This window comes from Pilibacter termitis (assembly GCF_900167335.1).
In the GTDB taxonomy this organism is placed as follows: domain Bacteria; phylum Bacillota; class Bacilli; order Lactobacillales; family Streptococcaceae; genus Pilibacter; species Pilibacter termitis.
Map to the genome: position 1 here is coordinate 13079 of NZ_FUXI01000014.1, position 20296 is coordinate 33374.

A 20296-nucleotide genomic window follows, 5' to 3' on the forward strand; every position below is an offset into this window, starting at 1 on the left:
ATATACTTAATCCAGAGGTTCTATTTTAATTTAAACTACAAAATTTGTCAAGAAAGAAAAAGAGAGGTGGTGTGGAGTTTGGAATAGTAATCTACGTTGTTCCGTTGCATTCAACGTTGTAAACAGTTGCCAAACTCCAACTCCTCGTAGCTAAACAAAAGAAAGAGAGAGTAAAAAATGATCGATTTAACAAAATTGGAAAATTATAAAGGAACTGGAAATAAGCCTGATGATTTTGAGCAATATTGGGATACAGCACTCGCTGAACTTGCCGAATTTCCGCTTAATTACGAATTGGAAGAAATTGAGTTTCACTCAAATGTGGCACGTGCTTATCATCTTTGGTTTACTTCACCTGACGGTGCACGTATTCACGCTCAACTTCTAACTCCAAAGGAAACAGCTGGAAAAAAATTCAAAGGGTTGCTCCAATTTCATGGGTATCATGGTGATAGCGGAGATTGGGTAGATAAAATAGGTGCCGTGGCAGAAGGGTTTGTCGTTGCTGCTCTTGATGCTCGTGGTCAAGGTGGGTTGTCTGAGGATAACACTAAGACAAGTGGTGGTGTTTTAAAAGGTCTGATCATTCGTGGCATGGAAGAAGGGTGCGATAACCTTTATTACAAACGTGTTTACCTTGATTGTGCACATATTGCCAAAATCTTGATGGCTTTTGATTTCGTTGACGAAACACGCATTTTCGCTCAAGGTGCCTCACAAGGTGGTGCATTGACAGTTGCCTGTGCGGCTCTTGTTCCTCAAATCAAAAAAATTATCGCAACCTATCCTTTTTTATGCGATTACCGCAAAGCGTTTAATCTAGGAGCTCAAACTTCTGCATTTGAGGAAATTCCTTACTGGTTTCAATTTCGAGACCCTTTGCATAAACGTGAAGAGGAAATCTTCAACACACTTTCCTATATTGATTTGCAGCATTTAGCTCCTCGAATCAAGGCGGAGGTCGTCTGGGTTATGGGAATGCAAGATACAATCGTGCCTCCTGAAACACAGCTTTCAGCTTACAACAACATTACCAGTAAAAAACGACTGATAGCGTTGCCTGAATACGGTCACGAATATCTTCCAAAAGTTTCTGATGAACTTCAAGGATTTTTTGACTAACCAATAAGGAAAACAACCGTTTGAGAGAGCCAAAAATCGCATGAAATCTGTTCTAATGAACGATTTCATGCGATTTTATTTTTAGTGACACCCTTTAGGAGTCTCTAAATCTTTCGATGTAGTACGATTTCAAAACCATATTTATCGTAGCGATGCACACTTGTCGAACTTTCAAACGCTGTACCATCTGCTAAATAACCAATTTGCCTCACCTCAACTACTGGATCATTTTCCTCAAGTTGCAATTTTTCAGCCTCATCTTTTGTCGCCTTACGAGCGGTAATCGTTCGTCGTGCTAAAGAAATTTTCAACCCAACTTTATGCTCAATATAGTGATAAATTGACTGCTGGACATCTTTTAGTTTCAAATCAGGAATAACAGTCACTGGCATATAGGTATATTCCAAAACCGTTGGAAAACCGTCAATCTGACGGACACGGACAATTTTATAAACTTTTCCTTTAGGATTCATATTCAGTCTATCCGCCACATTTTCAGGCACCGTTACCGTTTCAAAAACAAAAACTTGTGAAGTAACGTTTTGTTTGGGATTAAGAGCGGTTGTTCCTAAAAATTGGTTCGCTTCAGCTAAAATTTCTATCTCTGACGGCGAAATTTCTTGAACAAACGTCCCTTTACCTCTTTGCTTGATGATAAATCCATCGTCCACAAGCATATCAAACGCTTTTTTTACCGTCAATTTACTAGCTGAAAATTCTTTGCCTACTTCAGTTTCCTTAGGTAAGATTTCCCCACCTTTATAGAAACCTGTGACAATTTTGTTACGAAAATCATTGTATATTATCTGATACTTATTCATCTTCTCACCCTATCAAAAAAACTTTTATGTAACTCGTTTCAAAAAAATCTACAAATAATCTAGGGATTAAATGGTATAAAAAAAGAAGAGTTCCCTCTCATCTTGTTCCTCCTCATTTTTTACATATCAATCATGCACGATGAAACAAGAGTTTTTTATATCACTCTTGACACTAAGCTCTGCAAAACTCAATGCTTACTTAGATTTGTTTATGCTAATCATATCAGAGCGTTTTTAATAATGCAAGGGATTTTACAATAAAAGTTTTTTAGCTGAGCTATCTTGCTTTACAAGCTACCAGTTCTATGCTATATTGTTTTACAAGATAGTGAATAATTATCGAAAGGTGGTGTGATGATGAATGAAAAAATTTCTTCACAAATGTTAAAAGGAATTTTAGAGGGGTGTCTTTTGCAAATTATTTCTCAAGGAGAAGTGTATGGCTATGAAATGAATCTAAAACTCGCAAGCTATGGACTAGATGCTGTTTCTGAGGGGTCGATTTATCCTTTACTTTTGAAAATGCAAAAGAAAGAGCTGATTACAAGTACGCTAAAAAAATCGGATGAAGGGCCTATGAGAAAATATTACACATTAACTGAAAAAGGAAAAATAGAAAAAGAAAAATTTTTCTTGCAATGGCAAGAATTATCAAAAGCTGTGAATGAATTATGGAGGTGTGCGGAATGAATACAAAAGAATTAATTCAAAAAAATGATGAACTTCGGAAAAAACTAAATGAGCAAAACGCCAAATATTATGGAGATTTGTTACTCTATCTTCGTAGCAAATCTTATGTAAAAAAAGAGGAATTAGTAGAAGAAACCTTATTTGAAATCTTACAAGATATTTTGACCGCTCAAGAAAATGAACAATCTGCTGAAGAATATTTTGGCAAAAATCCTGAAAAAATCGCAAATGAAATCTTGGAAGAATTGCCAAATGAAAATTGGCTTAAAATCCTAAAAACTAGCGGAGCATACTATATCTTTTTCCTACTCACTGGCGGGATTTACTTCGGATTGTTTACTGAAAAAACATTGAATTTCGGGTTTCTTTTAGTTGGTTCAATAGCGATATGCCTGTTATTTACTTGGATACTTTATTTATTAGGAAAACTCGTTTATGCAAGAAAAAAACAAGTATTTTATTGGGTATTGTTAGCAGTATCATGTTTACCTATCATCACCCTATTCGTTATAGGTGGGAAATTCATTCATTTTTGGGAGGTGCCAGTAAGTGAAATCGTGTTATTTTATCTAAAAATCATTTGCTGGACTCTCGTTCTTTTGGTTACTGTTTATACTGCAGAAAAAGAAAGTCGTTTGGCACTCACTCTTGTAGCTGTTTATTGCTTTACGTTAGCAACAGCTTTTATTGAAAAAATTCACATACTCTCTCTTGTATCAGGTATTTCTATCGTTGGTAGCATTTTAGCTGCAGTAGGAATTGTACTTTTCGTGAAACTTTATGTGAAACCCAAAAAACAATAGACTTCTCTAAAAAAGCGTGCAATCACTCGCACGCTTTTTCTCTATTCCAATTCTTCTAGCTCCAAGCTCAAGCTCGCCCATTCTTCCATTAATTCATCTAATTTCTCTTGAGTTTCTTTCATGTTCTTATCGCTTTTTGTCAATTTTTCAAGATTGTTTTCATAACTTGCTTGCTCGAGTTCTTCTTGTATTTTCGATAGGCTATCTTCTTTCTCAGACATTTCTTGTTCAATTTGTTCAATTTTCCTTGTCAATGCACGTAGTTGCCTTTGACTCTCTTTTGATTGTTGATAATTTTGCTTGGCAATGCTTTGGTTGCCTTCTACTTGTGGCATTTCTCCATTTTCCATTTGCTCAAGAGCTAAAATTGCCTCTTCTTCTTCTTTTTTCTCCAAATAATAATCGTAATCACCAAGGTACACTTTCGTCCCTTTTTCAGAAAGCTCGATGATTTTTGTCGCTATGCGGTTGATAAAATAACGGTCGTGACTGACAAAAAGTAGCGTTCCTGCATAGTCAATCAACGCATTTTCCAGCACTTCCTTGTTGTCAATATCCAAATGGTTGGTTGGCTCATCTAGCACTAAGAAATTCTCGTGATTCATGGATAATTTTGCCAGTGCCACACGTGCTTTTTCACCACCAGAAAGAAGCGGAATGGTTTTCTCAACGTCCTCGCCACTAAACAAAAAGCCACCTAGCACATTGCGAATGTCCTTTTCAGGCGTTGTTGCGTGTTCATCCCAAAGCTCACGCAATACCGTTTTATTACTTGTCAAATTCGCTTGCTCTTGGTCGTAGTAACCAATTGAAACGCCCGCACCTAGACGAATTTCCCCTTTTATCAAAGGAAGTTTGTCAACAATCGACTTTAGAAGAGTAGATTTGCCAATTCCGTTGGGTCCGACAAGTGCAATTGCCTCCGTCCTGCGAATGTCAAGGTCAATCGGCTCGGATAAAATTTCTCCGTCATAGCCTACCGCACCATTTTCCAATTGCAACACCACATTGCCAGAAGGTTTTTCGATTTGAAAACCAAAATGAACACTTTTTTCGTCGCCAAGTGGTTTTTCCATGCGTTCCATTTTCTCCAATTGTTTGCGACGACTCTGAGCTCGTTTGGTCGTTGAGGCACGCACCAAATTTCTAGCAACAAAATCCTCTAGTTTTGCAATTTCACTTTGTTGCTTTTCATATTCTTTTAACTCACTTTGGAGCAATTCCTCTTTTAATTCTAGGTATTTTGAATAATTCCCTGTAAATTTCCTAAGTTTTCTACGTGAAAGCTCTAGTGTTTCCGTTGCCACCTTGTCCAAAAAATAGCGGTCATGGCTCACAATCAGCAATGCCCCACGATAGTTTTGTAAATATCCCTCTAGCCAGCTTAGCGTTTCAATATCCAAGTGGTTGGTCGGCTCGTCCAATATCAGCACTTCTGGCTTTTGTAAAAGCAATTTCGCCAGTGCCAAACGTGTCCGTTGCCCTCCAGAAAGCTCGGAAATTTTGCGGTCATAAAAGCTCTCGTCAAACTGAAAACCATGCAAAACGCTCCGTGTTTCACTTTCATAACCATAGCCATTTTGTTCTTTAAAATCATGTTGCAGGCGGTCATATTCGCTCAAAATACTTTCCATATTTTCTGCACCACTTGCAATTTCACCCTCGAGATAACGCATTCTCTGCTCCATTTCTTGCAAATGAGCAAACGCCTTGAGCATTTCTTGATAGACCACTTCCTCACTTTCAAGTCCGGTATTTTGTGCCAAGTAGCCAATCGAAATCCCACGTTTTTGCGTAATTTCCCCTTTATCTGCCATTTCCTTGCCACAAATAATTTTCAATAACGTACTTTTCCCCGCACCGTTTCGCCCAACAAGTGCCAACCGTGAAGTATCTTGAATTTCCAATTGAATATTTTCAAATAAAACCTCGCTACCAAAATAACGAGCGATATTGTTTGCTGATAATAGAATCATTGTTTTTTTTCGTCCTTTGTCTAATATTAAGCTCTCTATAATATAATACATAATTTTTAAGAAACAAAGTGTTTTTGTGGATTTCTTGATTTTTTTATTTGAAAAGTCATCTCAGCTTGCGTTTGTCTTTTTTCCAAAAAGCTAAATTTTTTCAAATTCAAAACGGAAAGTTTAAGCGATATACTTTTTCCATAGAGATAGCTAGAAGAAGGAGAGTTCAAAATGAAAACAACAAAAGATACAAAAAAGGTACTAAAAAGATAACAGTTAGAAACGCGTATTGTTGGATTGTTTATTGGGGCAAATATTGTAGCGACAGTTTTACTTTTGGTGTTTTCATTTCTAAAAGCCTCCTCATTCTAAGCACTCTATTGATACCCTACAAGAAAGCACATGGAACTTACCTCACTTCAGCCATGTGCTTTCTTTTATTTATGTTGATGCCTCAAAAATTTGTTCACCTTAATTTCATTAATCAAATCGTACAAAATCAAATAATCCTCGTTTGTTGGAGGGTTGAGCCAATTTACTAAAATCGTAGGTTTATCGGTTACCACCAAGTAATCGGTCAAACAAATATCTGCCTTTTCTATATCATCTGTAAAAATGAAGTTGTCGTATTTCTTTTGATTTAAAAAACTTTTCGTATGCGTCACACGTGTACTGTTTTGAAAATCAATCATAAAATAGACTTCAGGCAAAATATCCTTTGTTGGCAAGGTTTCTAAAAATACATAAAAATAATCTTGAAACAAAAAATTGCTGAGCTGAAGATAGTCACCCTCGGCTTGTGAAAAATTTTTCGCCATTTTGTCAACCACTTTTGCTGTAAATGCAATTACAACGGGGAAATTTAACATTCTCATATTTTCTGCAATATAGTAATGTGGCGAGTACAGATAAAGCAATCGCAAGTTGATAGCAAATAACCTACGTTTTAACCGTCTGCGAATACGTGAGGGAAGTCGTTTTTCAAAGAAATCTACATAGCACTCCTCCCATATTTCCACAATTTGCGAAAGTTGTTTCCGTCTTTCCCATGAAAAATTATGAAATTTGTTATCTTTCGGGTTAAATCCCATCATATAGAGGTAAAGCAAAACGGATTGTGCCTCAGATTTCATACAGTCTTCTGGCACTTCCACTTTTTTTCCTGTCTCGTCTGTAAACGTGGCACAATGTTTTTTTAAGTGCTGCAAAATAAGCCCGAAAAGCCGGTCGCTCTCCAATTTTTCCTCTTCCAACATTGCCAATTTATTTTTAGAATGAAGTAGAAAATGCCCGTGAGTCATGCGGTGTTGCGTGATATAGTACGCATAACAGAACGTAAGCGTTTGACTTTTCCGAAACGGCTCTTTCAAAAAAGGGGAGATTATAGCAATCAACTCCATTGCCTCGTCTTCAAGCTCTTGCTCATAAAGATAATTGACGTTGCTAAAATACTGGTGAAATAAATCGTAAAAAAACGTGCGAATCATTCGCTCGTCGCCAACAATGTGAAAATTTTTATCAATTTCAAAATCGTAGTCGCTAAACGCTTTGTCCAACTTCTTTTTCATGGAAAATGCCGTTTCGATATTGAGGTATTCTTCGTCTGAAAATTGCTGATAGCTTTTCAAATTCTCATCAAAACAGCGTTTTAACAGCACATAATTTTTCGCCTCCTCTAAGTAAAAATTCCGCAGTTCAAGCAGGTTGATTTTTTTACTTTGTGGAATGAAAATGCTCTTGCCGTCCAATGTAAAAGAAAGGGGGATTTCTTCTTTTAGCCCGAATGACTCAATGTCGTACAAAAGTGCCTCAATCGTTTTTTTGATGATATAGGCAGACGAAGAAAATTTCCGTTGCAGTGAGGATAGCGTAAAAATCGGCTGTCGTCGGCTTTCCATTAGCTCCAAAATCTTGATTTTCAGCACATCTTGCTTGTCAAATAGAAAATACATGACATTCACCTCCTCGTGTTTTTTCTCTACCTTTATTATAAACGCTTTCTTTTGCTTTTTAAAATGAAACCGAGCGATTTTTGTTTGATTTTCCATTTGTTAAAAAAAAACAAAAGCAAAAATTTGCTAGAGATTCTATACTGTTTAATGGAGATTATTTTTAGAGGAAATTTTTATCGTTTCCCACAAGAAAGGGCGGAAGAAAATGAGTTTTCGTTTGAAGAAGAAGAGTAGACATATTCGCAAAAAAGATTTCACATTCCTTACATTATTAAATGCTCGTTTTCTTTTGCTCGGGATTTTCCTTTTGGCAATTGGTTTTTGGATAGAATATTTGATTACTTTTGAGGGAGAGAATCAAATCACATTTGCAGAGGGACAAGCATTGGTTGCTTTGCAAAATGGGGAGGAGAACAAAAACTTGAATAGTCTTCAGCAACAAATTGTTACAAAAAACGGCGGAATAAAGAATGAAATTCTTAGAAGAGATACGATTTATTATTCTGACAAAGCCATTCCGTTTAAAGAGGCAAATAACGGGAATGGGCAAGAAATTATTGACAATGAGCCAGACACTGTCGCATCAACGTGGGGGAGAGCCAACCATTTTTCTGGCACGGATAATCAAAACACCTATTTTATCGGACATCACATGGGAGCGTTCGACCCATTTGTCGAGGCGAGATTGGACGATAAAATAACAGTAACAGATGACAAAGGAGTCGCCTACACCTATGTCATCGACAAAATTTCCATTGTCAACGAGCTTGGTATCGAAGAAAAAACAGGCGTTCGAATTTTTAGCGAGTATATACTAAAGGGGAACGAAGAACGCATAACATTACAAACGTGTCTGAGCGATACCAAAAGAAAAATCTGCTCAGCGAAACTTTGGAAATTCGGAGGAGAAAAACAAACAACTTCCGCCATTCATTTTGGGAGATGAATGGCGGAGGTTGTTTTTTTGGGTTGAAAAAGAAAGATTCACTTTATTTTCAGAATATTTCGTTTTTTATAAAATGCTATCACCTTTTTTGAGGGATAGCATTTTTTTGTCCCCTCTCGGGGTTTAAGGGTTCTGAACGGAAGGAAATGTCATTAACCGTTATAAACCAAAAGCGTTTCCGTCCCCTCTCGGGGGTTAAGGGTTCTGAACTGGAAAAGTACGAGATGTACGTTGAGGTCAACTTGTTTCCGTCCCCTCTCGGGGTTTAAGGGTTCTTAACCCAGTGAATTGGCTCGGTGGTGAATGATTATGAGTTGTTTCCGTCCCCTCTCGGGGTTTAAGGGTTCTTAACGGTGATGACGAAATGACTCAAGAAGTAATTTCAGACTGTTTCCGTCCCCTCTCGGGGTTTAAGGGTTCTTAACATATATATAGCAATGGTACATTATAATGATTAAGGTTTCCGTCCCCTCTCGGGGTTTAAGGGTTCTTAACTCAACGCAAGCATATTGACGTTGAAAAGAAAGCTAGTTTCCGTCCCCTCTCGGGGTTTAAGGGTTCTTAACATAAAGAAAAACGCAACTGTATATGAAGTGATAAAGTTTCCGTCCCCTCTCGGGGTTTAAGGGTTCTTAACTATGTAAAGAAGTAGCTGAAATAAAAGGCGTAAATGTTTCCGTCCCCTCTCGGGGTTTAAGGGTTCTTAACAAGGGTTGTCAAACGTCTGTAAAGTCATGCATACGTTTCCGTCCCCTCTCGGGGTTTAAGGGTTCTTAACGTAACCAACTACGCTTAACGAAACACCTACAGGGGTTTCCGTCCCCTCTCGGGGTTTAAGGGTTCTTAACGAAAGAGAAAACTCAAACGTTATTGCCAGTTACCGTTTCCGTCCCCTCTCGGGGTTTAAGGGTTCTTAACCCACATTTTGTGGGTGTGGAAAATGACACACAATATATTGTGTCCTCCACCAAACCTCTCTTTATTTTACCATAAAAAACGAGAGAAGTAACTTACTTTTTGCAAAAAAAATTAAAAAATCATCACCCCATCATTGACTTCTGGATTTTGTGTTTCGCCAAATCGTACAATGGATTTCGTTGTCAGACGAAATAAGACGATATTGTCTCCCTCATGTTTCATATAAAATTCCTGCATTTCTCTTTTTAACCGTTGAAACGTCTGCTCGTCACTTCGACCCTCAAAACAAGATTTTTGAACACGCACACCGTAACCCTCTAAAATTTTAGAAAGTTTTACTCGCCTTTTATTACTTACAATGTCGTAAATCAATAACCAATGTGTTGGCTTTTTATTGGCAAGGAAAATCTCGTTTTCATCTAAATTAAACAACCTCATCTTTGCCCTCCCCAATCGTATGAAACAACTCCACATCTTTTTCCTCAAACGATCGCTTTAACGCATTGACTTGCTGATCAACAGCATAGAAAAAATCATACCGTTTTTTATCTGAAAACAAATAAGGATGTGCCTCGTTCATTCTTTGCGAAAGTCTTTGCAAAAATACTGTTCTCAAGCGGTTTTCAAGATAAATCCCGCCATTTTCATTCACCGTATAATCCTCTTTCGTGATTACCTCCTCACGCAAAAGTCTCATGACCACATCATCTACGAGAATACTTCGCCACTCCTCCATTAAATCACTCGCCAAACTTGCATGAGCAGGCTTATCTTGATGTACTATGCCAAAACTCGGGAGCAAACCGTGACGACGAATCGCTCCAACGAGATATTTATACAAATTGGCATAGCCAAAAGAAATGAACGCATTGAATAAATCTTTAGGCGGACGTTTACTTCTCCCTTTGAAACGAAATTCATTTGGCACAAGAAACCCCAGATAATAAAAGTAGCTTTTCGCACATTTTCCCTCAAACCCAAGCACTTCAGAAATGGTTTTCGCCTCTTCAATTTGCACAAGCGACTGCTCGAACACTTGAAAATCTTCCTCATCTAAGAGACCGTCTTCATTGTAGGACAGCAACAACTCTTTAGAGTGACGAATTTTTGCAGAAATAATTTTCTTGCTCATCGCCAAACAGTAATAAAAATCATCTGTCGCTCTTGCTTGATGACGTTGTGCAACACTATTGTCCTTATAACTACTCTCTACATGAGCCAAATATCCTCCGCTTTTCGAAAAGAAATAAACCTCAATTCCCTCTTTGCTCAACGACTTCAACAACTGCGTTGAGAGTTGAACATTGCCAAAAACACTGATTGAGTCAATCATACCCATTGCCACTTCTTGGACTTCCTCGCCTAAAAGCGTTGTCAAAACGATACTTGTTTCTCTTTTTCTTAATTTGTATTGGTCGGTGATTAGTAGGATTTCTTTCATAGACTTTTACCCCCAATGAAAAATTTAAATGAATAAATCTTATAGTTTCACTATTAAAAAGAAGTGATTTCTGAAAAGTATATTCTCAAGAAATCACCTCAATAACACATTAATGATTATCTTCTAGCCTTTCTAACAATAATTTATTTTGATCATCGTAGTAATTTAAATATTTCTCATCTAGCTTGAAAACCACTAATAGTAATTCTCTACAAGCCTTTACCGCTCCATTTACATTCTTCAAATTCTTCTTATCAAAACCATCCAATCTGTGTGCAACATTATTACGAAGACCATTAATTTGTTGAATCTTGTTTAACTTCTTTCTATTCGAGTCTTCAGGATATAAAAATTTTAAAATATTCATGTATATTGGCAAACTCAATATTGTACTTTCCCGAAATTCTTCATACCCTTTTTCCCTCGACATTCTATCAAGATTTTCCTTAATTTTAGGAAAATCTTGAACGTTAAGATAAGGCTTATCTTCTTTCACTATAATCAAATTAGATTGTTCCTCATTAAAAAAACATTCTAAAACAAACTCCGCAAAACTCTTTACTCGAATTAACACTTCTGCAACTTCGCCACGCTTATGCTTCAAATCAATTAACAGATAAGCATTCAAAGATTTTTTTATCTCCTCTGGAAATTTCATCTTTTTAATTTTTTCCGGAATGGACTGCGTTTGAATATCGTTTTTTAGACATTCCAACTCTTTCAATAATATTTTTCTCGCTGGTATTCCTTTTTCTTTGTGTATTAACTGATAGGCAGCACAATAATCATACTCCTCAATAAATTGTCGTAACTTCCTCTTTAAAAGAGCTTGAGAAAAGTTCACTCCCTCATCTTCTACACAACGATTCTCAAAATCTCCTTGATTATCAAGATTCGTTTCAATTAAATCTTGAATATCCTCTTTATTATCATGTCCAACACCCTCATTTGAGTTTTTGACAGGAGTTGCCACTTGAATCGCTTGTGTGTTCATCTCCTCAATTCGATTGATTGCAAACATTGCACTAATCACTTGAGGCGTTGCACTTGAAAGGTTCAGCAAAATCTCAACATCTTCTGAAAACGTCTGTCTATATTTTGTAACTATACTCGAAATTTGTTCAAACATTTTATCAAATAGAAAAACTTCACTGTTTTTCAATACATGTTCTTCTTGCAATATTTCTGGTTGATAATGAGCAATCCCATTCAGAGCTTTTACAACATTCTCATGTTTCGCTAGTGAACGCTCACTATGAATAAGAATAATTTTCTCTGGACGATAAACTCTCGCAATATGAAGAATTCCACCATCATGCAAATTACGGATTGGATCTGTATCTCCTACACAAGTGATTAAGCATCTCATCGTTTCTCACACTCCTTTATAATAAAACAACACTTACCCATTTCATATTCCCTACCATTATATTGAACCAACTTCACATTCCTCGGACTTGCTCCGTGATGAAGTCTATCTTCTACAACGTAAGCTATATTGTCTTTTCCTTTATTTTTTCCAATCTTTATTACTTGTGGTACACTTTCCCCATCTAAATCTTTTCTTACAATTCTATTTTCATCACGATAAACCTTTGCTCGTCTAGCCGAAAATTGCCCATCTAAAATTCTTTCTACTTTATCAAAGCGATCTAATTCATCTAACAAGCTCATCCAAATAGTCTTGGTCAAGAAACCACTACCACCTCCAAGATAAATAGTATTCTTTTTTATATTATCCAAATTTTTAAGTTCAAATTTTCTAAGATATTCTTTCGTGTACTGATGATTTAAGCTCTTAACAAAAAGTTCAAATCGAGAACTTTCAAATGTCTCCTCTTCTCCACACCTCCGATAGTTCCTTTTCTTAAAAAATTCAGCTAGATTCAGTGCAACTTCCTGATCTTTATAAACGCTTGTATCTATCGTAATAGAGAACTCAACTTCCACCTCTGGTTTTATCGCTTGACGAAATGTTGAAATCTCATGCCCATTATCGCCCTCTCTAGTCCCTTTGCCTAATTTATCAAACTTTTGAACCATAATTAAACTTGATTTTTTCAGCGGTTTACTATCAGAAACAATGACTCCTTTCATGATATCGTACTTTGCATCAGGTTCGTTTTTCCCATCTAAAATCAGAGTTTGTAAAAATTGTCGTGTAAATTCTTTATCCGACTTTTCTTTTAAAGAAAGTTCCATCATTTTCCGAATTTCTTCAGGATTTTCTTTCCTTTTTTCAACTATCAAATACTGCAAAATAATATTTCGCAATGCTCCTTTCAGCGAGCTACCTGGGATATAAGGATTCCCGAAAGGGTCTTTGATTTGAGCGGCAACTACATTCATTCTTGGTAAAATTAATTTTCCTTGTTTATTCTTTTTAAGCGCCCAAGGATAACTACTCGAAATCTTAGAAATAGCTTTTATTTTCTCTTTCACTGTCGTTTTTGTTAACAAAAAGTCACTCAAGGTATCTCCATTTTGCAGAAATCGTTCAAATTCTCGTTCTAAGCCATTTTCACAAAACACCTTATACATTTCCCCTAAATCGGGAAAATAAATTTTTTGCCCATCGAAAAATACTTCTTTTTTCGAATAATTTTCTCCACTCCCAACATGCACAGGAGCAAGCGTCAAAAGCTTAAATGTATATTGTTTCAACGTCATCTCTCACTCACCTCCAAATTCAACCAAACAGGTTTTGCAAAATGATAAACTGCATGAGGAAAATCACTTGGGCGAACATCTAAAATTTTCCCAGCTACATCTTGCGAAAATACCGAACCACTTTTAAACGTAAACGCATCTTGTTTTCGATACGTTTCCTTAACCTCAGTGGAAAACGCAAAACCTGAGTGTTTCTCTAGCAAATATTTTGCTCCAGTAAGCAACTCATCTGTTAAATTTTCCGGATAAAAATTGCCTAATGCCACAAATTTTCCGCCTTTTTTAGAAGAAAGGATTGCCGAAAATTCTTCACTTACTTCCTCGCAAGAAAGTTCAAATGAGCCAAAACCACTTTTTCGTTTTCCACCAAGTCCACTATATTGTAGGCTTTTCATCAATTCTTGGAATAATTCATGTTTCGGTGCAAGGAAATATAGCTGAGTATCTCCAAAATAACTCACACCGACTTGATACGGGTCTACTCCTTTTTTCGTCTGTTCTACAACTTCAAAAAGTTCGCTTTGTTTCTCAACAAAATCCTCAAGCCTATCTGTCCCATTAAGATACTCATGAAATAAAGAAAAAGGAATATACTTTAATTTTTTCGCTGTCTTTGCATTTTTCCTTCTAGCCTCTAAATCTTTTTCCTCATCTTCAAAATCAGGAAAGCCAATCGGTTTTGGTAGAAAAGGCTCTCCCTTATATGGAAACGCATCACTCAGCACAAAATCTTCTCGGTCTGCAAGAGCTAAAAACTCCTCCAATTTCCCCATTTTCTTACTTTCTAAAATCAATGCAGAAAAAAGGCGATTGCTTGTGAAAGTCGTTTCGCTTTCGCTTAAAACTCCATTGCCAAAGTGAGCGTTGTGAAATTGCATCTTATAGATTTTAAGATTCATTTGCCTTACCTCGTTTTTCAAAAATAGAACAATCTATTTTTTCATCACCAAAAACTACCTTTGCCTGAAGGTCTTTAAATTTCACTTTTCCGTACCCTCTCGAACCACTTCCTCCTAAAGCGTCCATTTCAAGTAATTCCAAACCATCTAAAATCGTTTGGAAATCCTCTTCTATTTCTTTTTCATCAGAAATATTATAGGCATCATAAATTAATTCAAACCGAAATTCACTCTCACGAATTGCACGCTCGATTTGACGAGGTGTGGCTACTGCTGTAACTCTATTGATTGTGTTTTCAAATTTCACTTCCGTAAACGTTCTAGCTCCTTTTTTCTCAAGATCTTTATCATTACTTAAAACACAATCTCTAAATAATAGTCTAGCGTCCTTATACTTTTCAACATCTCCAAATAAACGGCGAATTTTCTCGTGATCGCTACTTGGAGAATTGGCTACTCCTTCATTCACTGCTTTTGCAAGTAGTGAACGAATCTTCCCTTTCAACGAACTACCTGGAATAATCGGTAAATTACTCAAAGGGTCTTTGATAATCGGCGCATCTGTCGCACCAATCGCTGCAAATGCACTACTTCCACCGATGTGTAATCCACTTTCCAATACCAGTGTTGCCTCAATTTTAACCTTTGCGTAATTACTCATTTGTCATTTCCTCCATTATATTTAAAGTATGCTACTAAAGCCTCCATGTATCTACAAAAACGAATCAAAGTCACTTTGTTCTTCACTCTGTTTTTCAAAAGGTCAATAATCCCAGCTTTCTTTACAAAATATTCTACTGATTTATTCCTACCACTTTGATAAACAAATTGCACTCTCAAATAATTAATTTTATCCGTCAATTCCTCAAATTTTTTCACTTGAATCTCATCATATAAATTCGCTGTTAAACTTAAAAGATTTCTGATTTGAGTAGTGGTTAACTTATTCAACTCCTTTTCTTGACTAAGATTTTCAAAGACTGCCTCCGCCTCATCAACATAAGTATCATCTTGAAATTCTTTGATACATTCTTTGATTTCTTCTTTTTTATTCTGCATATTGTTTGGGTAACTTCTTCTTGAATGAGTAAAATTATTATTCATGTTCTCCGTCCTTTCTTGTTTCGTAAATATAAAGCATAATCGCACATTCTAACTGTTCTGCATTTTCCTTGTCATCAAACCAAGTCTTGAATTGTTCCTTAAACTCTTTAAAAAGCTTTTTGTCATCCTTTTTCATAGAATCTTCTAGCCTTGCTAAAAAGTAAGCTAGTCTTGCAAACGTAATTCTCTCCTTTTCATTTCTTTCTCGAATTAATGACAACAACTTATAAATAAACGCTTTCCCTTTTTCATTCTGATTGTTAAAGAAATTGCGAATAAACGGCAATTTTTCATTGTAAATTTTCTCTACAAATAGCTCATAGGAATACGTGAATTTACTAGAAAAAAGAGCAATTCCATTCTTATTATCCACCCCTTTCGCACTCTCCTCCAACTCCCCAGTCTGATGTGCCAAAATATTAACAGGCGTTTTCCCGCCAAATATCCCAATACCACTTGATAAACTCAACTTGTGGTTCGAGAATGTTTTCAGCTCGTCATCTAGCTTGATCGCAAAATCTATCACAGACTTCCATTGTCCAATCGCAAACACATCATCGCCACCAGAGTAGACAATGGTAACCTCATAGTCTTTGGCAAATTGGTTCATATAAAGTTTGAAAAACTGACTCATCACTCTGGAAAATGTCGCCGTTCTGGAAAGCGTTTGAAACTTTCCGCCATTTTGTTTGGAAAAACCTATCATAAATCCAAGTCCTAGATTATCCACATCACAACGCAAAACAGCCAATCGCCGAATCCCAAGTTTCTCATTTTCTCTAATAACCGTTTCCATTTTTGCATATTCGCCAATATCTTTTTCACTCGCATAATCCGCCACCCAAATGTGTGTCCCGATACTTTCACCTGTTGCAAATTGATTTTTTACGTAGATTTTTCCTTTTACCTCACCAGCCTTTATAGCTTTCTCAGATACCACTTTCAAAAACTGATTTTTTCCGACTTCTAACCCAAATTGTTCATTCAGCTCAAAATATTTTTCTTTCTGAATATCCTTAGAAAATTTTTCCAAGTTCTTGCACATTTGACAAATAGAAGTTTCTTCCTCGTCCACTTCTGGTAAATTGTCTATACTTCGGCAAACTCGACACTCTCGACCTTCTTTTTTGCCTCCACGATTTAGTTTTTCAATCGTTTCCGCATCATAGCGGTGCAATTTCTTCTCTGAAATCTGCTTGCTTACCTTTCGGAAAATTTTACTATATTCCTTTGGATCATTGCCTTGCATTACTTTGTTGGCACAAAAATGAGTATAACCAAACGCAAAATACAGCTTGGCACCAAATGTTTCCATAAGCCACTCATTCATCTCTTGACCAACTTTTTCTATCGCTGTTCTTGCAAACTCTGTATTGGGCAAAATAATATACGCATGACCACCACCAGAATAAAGCAAGTTCGCTCTTGTAAGAGAGTTTTCCCTCAGCAAATTATCCACTGCAACTTCTGCAATCATCTCCAAATAAAACGAACGACTTCTAAGCTGTTGTTGAGCCCCGCTGCTGACAATCGTGTAAATGAAGTCTTGAATACCAGAAAGATCGAAACTGTAAAGTAAAAACGCCTCTTCTTCGTAAAATTCCTCTGCCTTTTCAAAGAATTTTTCTTTGTAATCAGTGATTTCTTTCTCCTTGGCATATTCATAAATCGCATTGGCTATGGCTGCGGTTAACTTCATGTGGTCGTATAAAGAAATGTCTGCAATTTCCTTTGTATTCGTTGAACTTGGCACAAATGATAACGTCCCCTCAAGCATATTTAATAAAGAGTCTGCATACTTTTCTTCAAACTGAATTTTTGTAAGTGTATCCTTTATTTTCGTCACAATTCCCGCATAATCTCCTTGAGAAAATTTATGATTTTCTTCTCTTGCTTGGTTATATTCTTTCGTATCATCAAGCATGACGGGCTTGTAATATCTTTCAGTTGTTTTTTCACCAAATGTATTGAAAATATCTTCTTGGTTGGTATAAGTATCCCAAGAAATATTTCCTTCTTCCTCTGATTCTCTTCTATCCACTCCGCTTGCAATATTGTCAGCAATATACGTGATATACCCCAAATCATTGTCTGCAATTTTGCTCTGAGAAATTTCTTGATAATGATGATGTGCTACACTCGTTAAAATCTCTTTATTCTTCGTATAATCTTTTAAAAAGTCGCACCCTACTTTGCTATGCCGTACTTTTTCACCTGTCGCACGTTGCACCACTTTTCCAATATCATGCAAAGCCGCACCAAAAAATAAGGCTACCTGTTTTTCTTCCATTTCTTTTACCATATTACACCTACTTTCTATTTGCTCACCAACTTAATTTTTCCCATGCCCATAGAGGATTTAATGCCTACACCAGAATATTCAGCGAAAGAAAACAGCATGAAAATATAATTTTTCAACGTCTGATTTCCGTTAACAGAAATCGTCACTTCCCCCTCAAATGCTGGTATTGACGACTGATGCACCTTGAAATACTGGCTTTTCGTTCGATACGAAGTAACTCTCGCTCTACTCTCAAGCTCTTGTAACAAATGTTCATCAACTTCCTTATCATTTTCATTTAAAGCCTGATATTTCCGCATCGCACTCTGAATAAGAAGTCGAATGTCTGGGAAAAAAACATACTCTCCTTGCGATTTAAACGATGTCGGAGATAAAAAGGAAATTGAAAATTTACTTGGTGCCTCCTTTTCATAAAAATTGCGACTTAATTTTTCTATATTATGCACCTCTTTCTTCTTTTCCTTAATGTTCATCACTAAATCACCATAAGAACGCAAAACAATTTCCTTAAAATCATTGTCAAAAAATATCGTTTCTATTCTTTGAGCCAATTTATCGTCGATGACATTAATTTCCCACTTATACTCCTCATCTATTCGGCTAACCCATGTAGAATAAGGATTAATTTCCCTTTGGTGCAAACTTTCCGCCACCTCACTCGGAAGATTTTGCATTAAAACACCTTGCAATTTTGGAGCTAAATCTCTAGGATACAACTTCTTTTTCTTTTCGTTTTCTAATATAAAAGTAAACCTTTTCATTTTTTCACCTCTTCGCTTTTCTTATTGTCTAGCTGTGAAGTGCAGGATTTTGGTCGCTGTTCGCATTGCCATGACTCACTACGACAAACTCCTGAACGCCACTCTCCGCTTTTCTAAAATACATGCTAATAGTGTTTTGTTTATTATACCAAAAAAATAAGAAATATGTGAAGTAATTTGGGAAATGTATAGGAAAAATAAGAGAAAAGTTTTTCCATACTGAATTGAATCCGTACGGAAAAAGCTCCGTTTTTGATGCTTTTAAATTCTTATTCTTTCAGCTCAAATATCTTCATTAGGAATAGTGGTATTTGGAACTCCCTCGCGATAATTTTTTTGCCCTGCTCCACCGAGTTGATGATTCATTTTTCTCAAATAAGATACTTCATATTTTCCATATCGTTTCCAAACAAGCATATCTACTCGCCATTACCATTTCTATCCAACTCTTTCAAGCGAAATTCATCGAGCGTTAAGTTTTCAACAATAACCTTTGAGAGCATGGAAGTGACTGAAGATTTATTTCTATCTCGTCTCATAACAAACTCAAATTTATTTTTCATTCATGAGTTGTTTTAATTTACTTAATGTTCACTGTACCTCTTTTTGAACCATTTTTGTAACATTTTAGATGAGATATATCAAAAAAACCGGCTGTATACTTTTTGATAAGGATAAGGAAATAAACACTTACTTTGAATAAATTACTTCAAAACAAAAAAACTTGGAGCAATCATTCAAATAGTTCTTTGACAAATTAATATGCAACAAGGTGATAATCCTTGCGGTGTTAAAGTTCATCGAAAGTGAAAAACTTAGGGGTAAGGTTCGCATGACATAGTTCCACTCCGAATTTTATTTTGTGTGTGCATGGTTGCATTATTTAGGTTCGATTCCTAAGATACACATTGCCTGTTAGTTGGCGAATAAGAAGTAATCATAAAAAGTGATTGCTTTTTTTATTTTTATAGAAAGGTTAAAAAACGCAAACAGAAATGACAAACGAAGAAGAAAAGCAATTCGAGAAACGGAGTGATATATTTAAAGGAATGTTGAGATTAAAAGTTGATACTTTTAGGGTTTGGAAAGAATTTCATCAAAAAGTATCAAAGAATGTATTTGAAGATTTCGATTATACTGTCAAACATTGGAAAAAACAGATAAGATTTTATAATCAATCATTATTTGACGATTATATGAAACGAGTAATTGATAGTTTAATGGAAGAAGTCAATGAAGATTTTGATAATTGGTATATCGAAAATAAAGAAAGTAAGAGGATAAAAAATGCGTAAAGTAAATGAAAGTATAAGAGATGATTTTCAGAATCATTCGTTTTATCTTGATTTATTTATTGAAATGAAAGAAAAATTGTCATTTTCATATGCTATGTATAATAGTTATCTAGATGAAATGGATCGTGATTTGGGGGAGTATTCTACGGGTGATTGGGTGGCTGATGATTATTTGCATTTAGTGCCGAAAGAAGATTATCAAGCTGATTCTGTAATAATGAAAAGATTTGAAGATTTTTATTTTGAACTTGGCTACTATTATAAAGAAATTCTAGAATATGAGGATAGCTATGAATATTACCGAGCGAAAGTAAATTTTTTTGCTGAACGAATAGGTTTTGATAGAGAACGTGAAAATGTTCAAACTTTCGAGATTAATCATTGTATTGATTAGAAAAAAATAAAAAACAATTAAAGGAGAAAATTTTATGACAACTATTGTTATTACAGCATTAATCATTGTAGGGATTATCTTTTTATCTGTGTTGACATTGTTTTTGTATTGGTTATCCACAGAAGAAATTCCTTATACAGAATCAGTAAGCGAGGCGAAAATTAAAAGACAATATATTGAAAATCTTAGTAGAAATTAATGTTGGGGTAAA

20 protein-coding genes and 1 CRISPR repeat array are annotated in these 20296 nt (G+C 35.9%); of the genes, 7 read left to right on the forward strand and 13 right to left on the reverse strand.

Features of this window, described 5'->3' with window-relative positions:
• Positions 1 to 177 precede the first annotated feature (177 nt).
• Positions 178 to 1122: an acetylxylan esterase gene (locus tag B5D30_RS06810; protein WP_078807309.1), complete on the forward strand. Its 945-nt coding sequence runs from the start codon at positions 178 to 180 to the stop codon at positions 1120 to 1122.
• 104 nt (positions 1123 to 1226) lie between these two features.
• On the opposite strand, the gene B5D30_RS06815 is transcribed toward B5D30_RS06810, so the two are convergent.
• Complete coding sequence (locus tag B5D30_RS06815) at positions 1227 to 1943, reverse strand: GntR family transcriptional regulator (RefSeq protein WP_078807310.1); 717 nt, start codon at positions 1941 to 1943, stop codon at positions 1227 to 1229.
• 357 nt (positions 1944 to 2300) lie between these two features.
• Here B5D30_RS06815 and B5D30_RS06820 point away from each other — a divergent pair, with 357 nt between their 5' ends.
• Together B5D30_RS06820 and B5D30_RS06825 are read left to right on the forward strand one after the other, a co-directional pair.
• Positions 2301 to 2633: a PadR family transcriptional regulator gene (locus tag B5D30_RS06820; RefSeq protein WP_078807311.1), complete on the forward strand. Its 333-nt coding sequence runs from the start codon at positions 2301 to 2303 to the stop codon at positions 2631 to 2633.
• Positions 2630 to 3436, forward strand: a complete 807-nt coding sequence (locus B5D30_RS06825) for a hypothetical protein (protein WP_078807312.1) — start codon at positions 2630 to 2632, stop codon at positions 3434 to 3436. The genes B5D30_RS06820 and B5D30_RS06825 overlap by 4 nt, the downstream gene beginning before the upstream one ends.
• 41 nt (positions 3437 to 3477) lie before the next feature.
• On the opposite strand, the gene B5D30_RS06830 is transcribed toward B5D30_RS06825, so the two are convergent.
• Both B5D30_RS06830 and B5D30_RS06835 read right to left on the reverse strand, forming a co-directional pair.
• Positions 3478 to 5412 (reverse strand): ABC-F family ATP-binding cassette domain-containing protein, encoded by a 1935-nt coding sequence (locus B5D30_RS06830; protein WP_078807313.1) that lies wholly within the window; start codon positions 5410 to 5412, stop codon positions 3478 to 3480.
• 428 nt (positions 5413 to 5840) lie between these two features.
• Entirely contained in the window at positions 5841 to 7355 is a 1515-nt protein-coding gene (locus tag B5D30_RS06835; RefSeq protein WP_159443248.1) for a helix-turn-helix domain-containing protein, read from the reverse strand.
• A 205-nt stretch (positions 7356 to 7560) separates the two neighbouring features.
• Between B5D30_RS06835 and B5D30_RS06840 the strand changes: the two genes are divergently transcribed.
• Positions 7561 to 8301 (forward strand): sortase domain-containing protein, encoded by a 741-nt coding sequence (locus B5D30_RS06840; RefSeq protein ID WP_078807315.1) that lies wholly within the window; start codon positions 7561 to 7563, stop codon positions 8299 to 8301.
• A 102-nt stretch (positions 8302 to 8403) separates the two neighbouring features.
• Positions 8404 to 9219: a CRISPR direct-repeat array (repeat unit 36 nt; unit sequence GTTTCCGTCCCCTCTCGGGGTTTAAGGGTTCTTAAC).
• A gap of 111 nt (positions 9220 to 9330) precedes the next feature.
• On the opposite strand, the gene cas2 is transcribed toward B5D30_RS06840, so the two are convergent.
• The 10 genes from cas2 to B5D30_RS14295 all read right to left on the reverse strand — a co-directional run bounded on the left by cas2 (position 9331) and on the right by B5D30_RS14295 (position 18813).
• Positions 9331 to 9657 carry a CRISPR-associated endonuclease Cas2 gene (gene cas2 / locus B5D30_RS06845; RefSeq protein ID WP_144399517.1) on the reverse strand — a complete coding sequence of 109 codons (327 nt, stop codon included), beginning with the start codon at positions 9655 to 9657 and terminating at the stop codon, positions 9331 to 9333.
• The gene (gene cas1, locus B5D30_RS06850) at positions 9644 to 10660 is read right to left on the reverse strand and encodes a CRISPR-associated endonuclease Cas1 (RefSeq protein WP_078807317.1); all 1017 of its coding nucleotides are present in this window, start codon (positions 10658 to 10660) and stop codon (positions 9644 to 9646) included. The genes cas2 and cas1 overlap by 14 nt, the downstream gene beginning before the upstream one ends.
• Before the next feature lie 109 nt (positions 10661 to 10769).
• On the reverse strand, positions 10770 to 12029 hold the full coding sequence (csm6, locus tag B5D30_RS06855; RefSeq protein WP_078807318.1) for a type III-A CRISPR-associated CARF protein Csm6: 1260 nt from the start codon (positions 12027 to 12029) through the stop codon (positions 10770 to 10772).
• The gene (csm5, locus tag B5D30_RS06860; RefSeq protein ID WP_078807319.1) at positions 12026 to 13330 is read right to left on the reverse strand and encodes a type III-A CRISPR-associated RAMP protein Csm5; all 1305 of its coding nucleotides are present in this window, start codon (positions 13328 to 13330) and stop codon (positions 12026 to 12028) included. The genes csm6 and csm5 overlap by 4 nt, the downstream gene beginning before the upstream one ends.
• On the reverse strand, positions 13327 to 14229 hold the full coding sequence (gene csm4, locus B5D30_RS06865) for a type III-A CRISPR-associated RAMP protein Csm4 (RefSeq protein WP_078807320.1): 903 nt from the start codon (positions 14227 to 14229) through the stop codon (positions 13327 to 13329). Before csm4 ends, csm5 begins: the two co-directional genes overlap by 4 nt.
• On the reverse strand, positions 14219 to 14890 hold the full coding sequence (csm3, locus tag B5D30_RS06870; protein ID WP_078807321.1) for a type III-A CRISPR-associated RAMP protein Csm3: 672 nt from the start codon (positions 14888 to 14890) through the stop codon (positions 14219 to 14221). The genes csm4 and csm3 overlap by 11 nt, the downstream gene beginning before the upstream one ends.
• The gene (gene csm2 / locus B5D30_RS06875; RefSeq protein ID WP_078807357.1) at positions 14887 to 15288 is read right to left on the reverse strand and encodes a type III-A CRISPR-associated protein Csm2; all 402 of its coding nucleotides are present in this window, start codon (positions 15286 to 15288) and stop codon (positions 14887 to 14889) included. The genes csm3 and csm2 overlap by 4 nt, the downstream gene beginning before the upstream one ends.
• 37 nt (positions 15289 to 15325) lie before the next feature.
• The gene (gene cas10, locus B5D30_RS06880; protein ID WP_234984637.1) at positions 15326 to 17635 is read right to left on the reverse strand and encodes a type III-A CRISPR-associated protein Cas10/Csm1; all 2310 of its coding nucleotides are present in this window, start codon (positions 17633 to 17635) and stop codon (positions 15326 to 15328) included.
• A gap of 14 nt (positions 17636 to 17649) precedes the next feature.
• Positions 17650 to 18396: a CRISPR-associated endoribonuclease Cas6 gene (cas6, locus tag B5D30_RS06885; protein WP_078807322.1), complete on the reverse strand. Its 747-nt coding sequence runs from the start codon at positions 18394 to 18396 to the stop codon at positions 17650 to 17652.
• A 282-nt stretch (positions 18397 to 18678) separates the two neighbouring features.
• Positions 18679 to 18813, reverse strand: coding sequence for a Panacea domain-containing protein (locus B5D30_RS14295; protein WP_268802103.1), 135 nt, complete (start codon positions 18811 to 18813; stop codon positions 18679 to 18681).
• Between the two features lie 578 nt (positions 18814 to 19391).
• Here B5D30_RS14295 and B5D30_RS06890 point away from each other — a divergent pair.
• From B5D30_RS06890 to B5D30_RS13640, 3 genes are read left to right on the forward strand one after another with little or no spacing between them, the layout of a single operon-like run.
• Positions 19392 to 19691 (forward strand): hypothetical protein, encoded by a 300-nt coding sequence (locus tag B5D30_RS06890; RefSeq protein ID WP_078807323.1) that lies wholly within the window; start codon positions 19392 to 19394, stop codon positions 19689 to 19691.
• The gene (locus B5D30_RS06895; RefSeq protein WP_078807324.1) at positions 19684 to 20085 is read left to right on the forward strand and encodes a hypothetical protein; all 402 of its coding nucleotides are present in this window, start codon (positions 19684 to 19686) and stop codon (positions 20083 to 20085) included. The genes B5D30_RS06890 and B5D30_RS06895 overlap by 8 nt, the downstream gene beginning before the upstream one ends.
• Before the next feature lie 34 nt (positions 20086 to 20119).
• Positions 20120 to 20284 carry a hypothetical protein gene (locus B5D30_RS13640; RefSeq protein ID WP_159443249.1) on the forward strand — a complete coding sequence of 55 codons (165 nt, stop codon included), beginning with the start codon at positions 20120 to 20122 and terminating at the stop codon, positions 20282 to 20284.
• Positions 20285 to 20296: the final 12 nt, after the last annotated feature.

Coding starts and splice junctions, on each gene's coding strand:
- B5D30_RS06810 (WP_078807309.1), top strand. CDS start 178: ATGATCGATTTAACAAAATTGGAAAATTATAAAGGAACTGGAAATAAG.
- B5D30_RS06815 (WP_078807310.1), bottom strand. CDS start 1,943: ATGAATAAGTATCAGATAATATACAATGATTTTCGTAACAAAATTGTC.
- B5D30_RS06820 (WP_078807311.1), top strand. CDS start 2,301: ATGAATGAAAAAATTTCTTCACAAATGTTAAAAGGAATTTTAGAGGGG.
- B5D30_RS06825 (WP_078807312.1), top strand. CDS start 2,630: ATGAATACAAAAGAATTAATTCAAAAAAATGATGAACTTCGGAAAAAA.
- B5D30_RS06830 (WP_078807313.1), bottom strand. CDS start 5,412: ATGATTCTATTATCAGCAAACAATATCGCTCGTTATTTTGGTAGCGAG.
- B5D30_RS06835 (WP_159443248.1), bottom strand. CDS start 7,355: ATGTATTTTCTATTTGACAAGCAAGATGTGCTGAAAATCAAGATTTTG.
- B5D30_RS06840 (WP_078807315.1), top strand. CDS start 7,561: ATGAGTTTTCGTTTGAAGAAGAAGAGTAGACATATTCGCAAAAAAGAT.
- cas2 (WP_144399517.1), bottom strand. CDS start 9,657: ATGAGGTTGTTTAATTTAGATGAAAACGAGATTTTCCTTGCCAATAAA.
- cas1 (WP_078807317.1), bottom strand. CDS start 10,660: ATGAAAGAAATCCTACTAATCACCGACCAATACAAATTAAGAAAAAGA.
- csm6 (WP_078807318.1), bottom strand. CDS start 12,029: ATGAGATGCTTAATCACTTGTGTAGGAGATACAGATCCAATCCGTAAT.
- csm5 (WP_078807319.1), bottom strand. CDS start 13,330: ATGACGTTGAAACAATATACATTTAAGCTTTTGACGCTTGCTCCTGTG.
- csm4 (WP_078807320.1), bottom strand. CDS start 14,229: ATGAATCTTAAAATCTATAAGATGCAATTTCACAACGCTCACTTTGGC.
- csm3 (WP_078807321.1), bottom strand. CDS start 14,890: ATGAGTAATTACGCAAAGGTTAAAATTGAGGCAACACTGGTATTGGAA.
- csm2 (WP_078807357.1), bottom strand. CDS start 15,288: ATGCAGAATAAAAAAGAAGAAATCAAAGAATGTATCAAAGAATTTCAA.
- cas10 (WP_234984637.1), bottom strand. CDS start 17,635: ATGGTAAAAGAAATGGAAGAAAAACAGGTAGCCTTATTTTTTGGTGCG.
- cas6 (WP_078807322.1), bottom strand. CDS start 18,396: ATGAAAAGGTTTACTTTTATATTAGAAAACGAAAAGAAAAAGAAGTTG.
- B5D30_RS14295 (WP_268802103.1), bottom strand. CDS start 18,813: ATGCTTGTTTGGAAACGATATGGAAAATATGAAGTATCTTATTTGAGA.
- B5D30_RS06890 (WP_078807323.1), top strand. CDS start 19,392: ATGACAAACGAAGAAGAAAAGCAATTCGAGAAACGGAGTGATATATTT.
- B5D30_RS06895 (WP_078807324.1), top strand. CDS start 19,684: ATGCGTAAAGTAAATGAAAGTATAAGAGATGATTTTCAGAATCATTCG.
- B5D30_RS13640 (WP_159443249.1), top strand. CDS start 20,120: ATGACAACTATTGTTATTACAGCATTAATCATTGTAGGGATTATCTTT.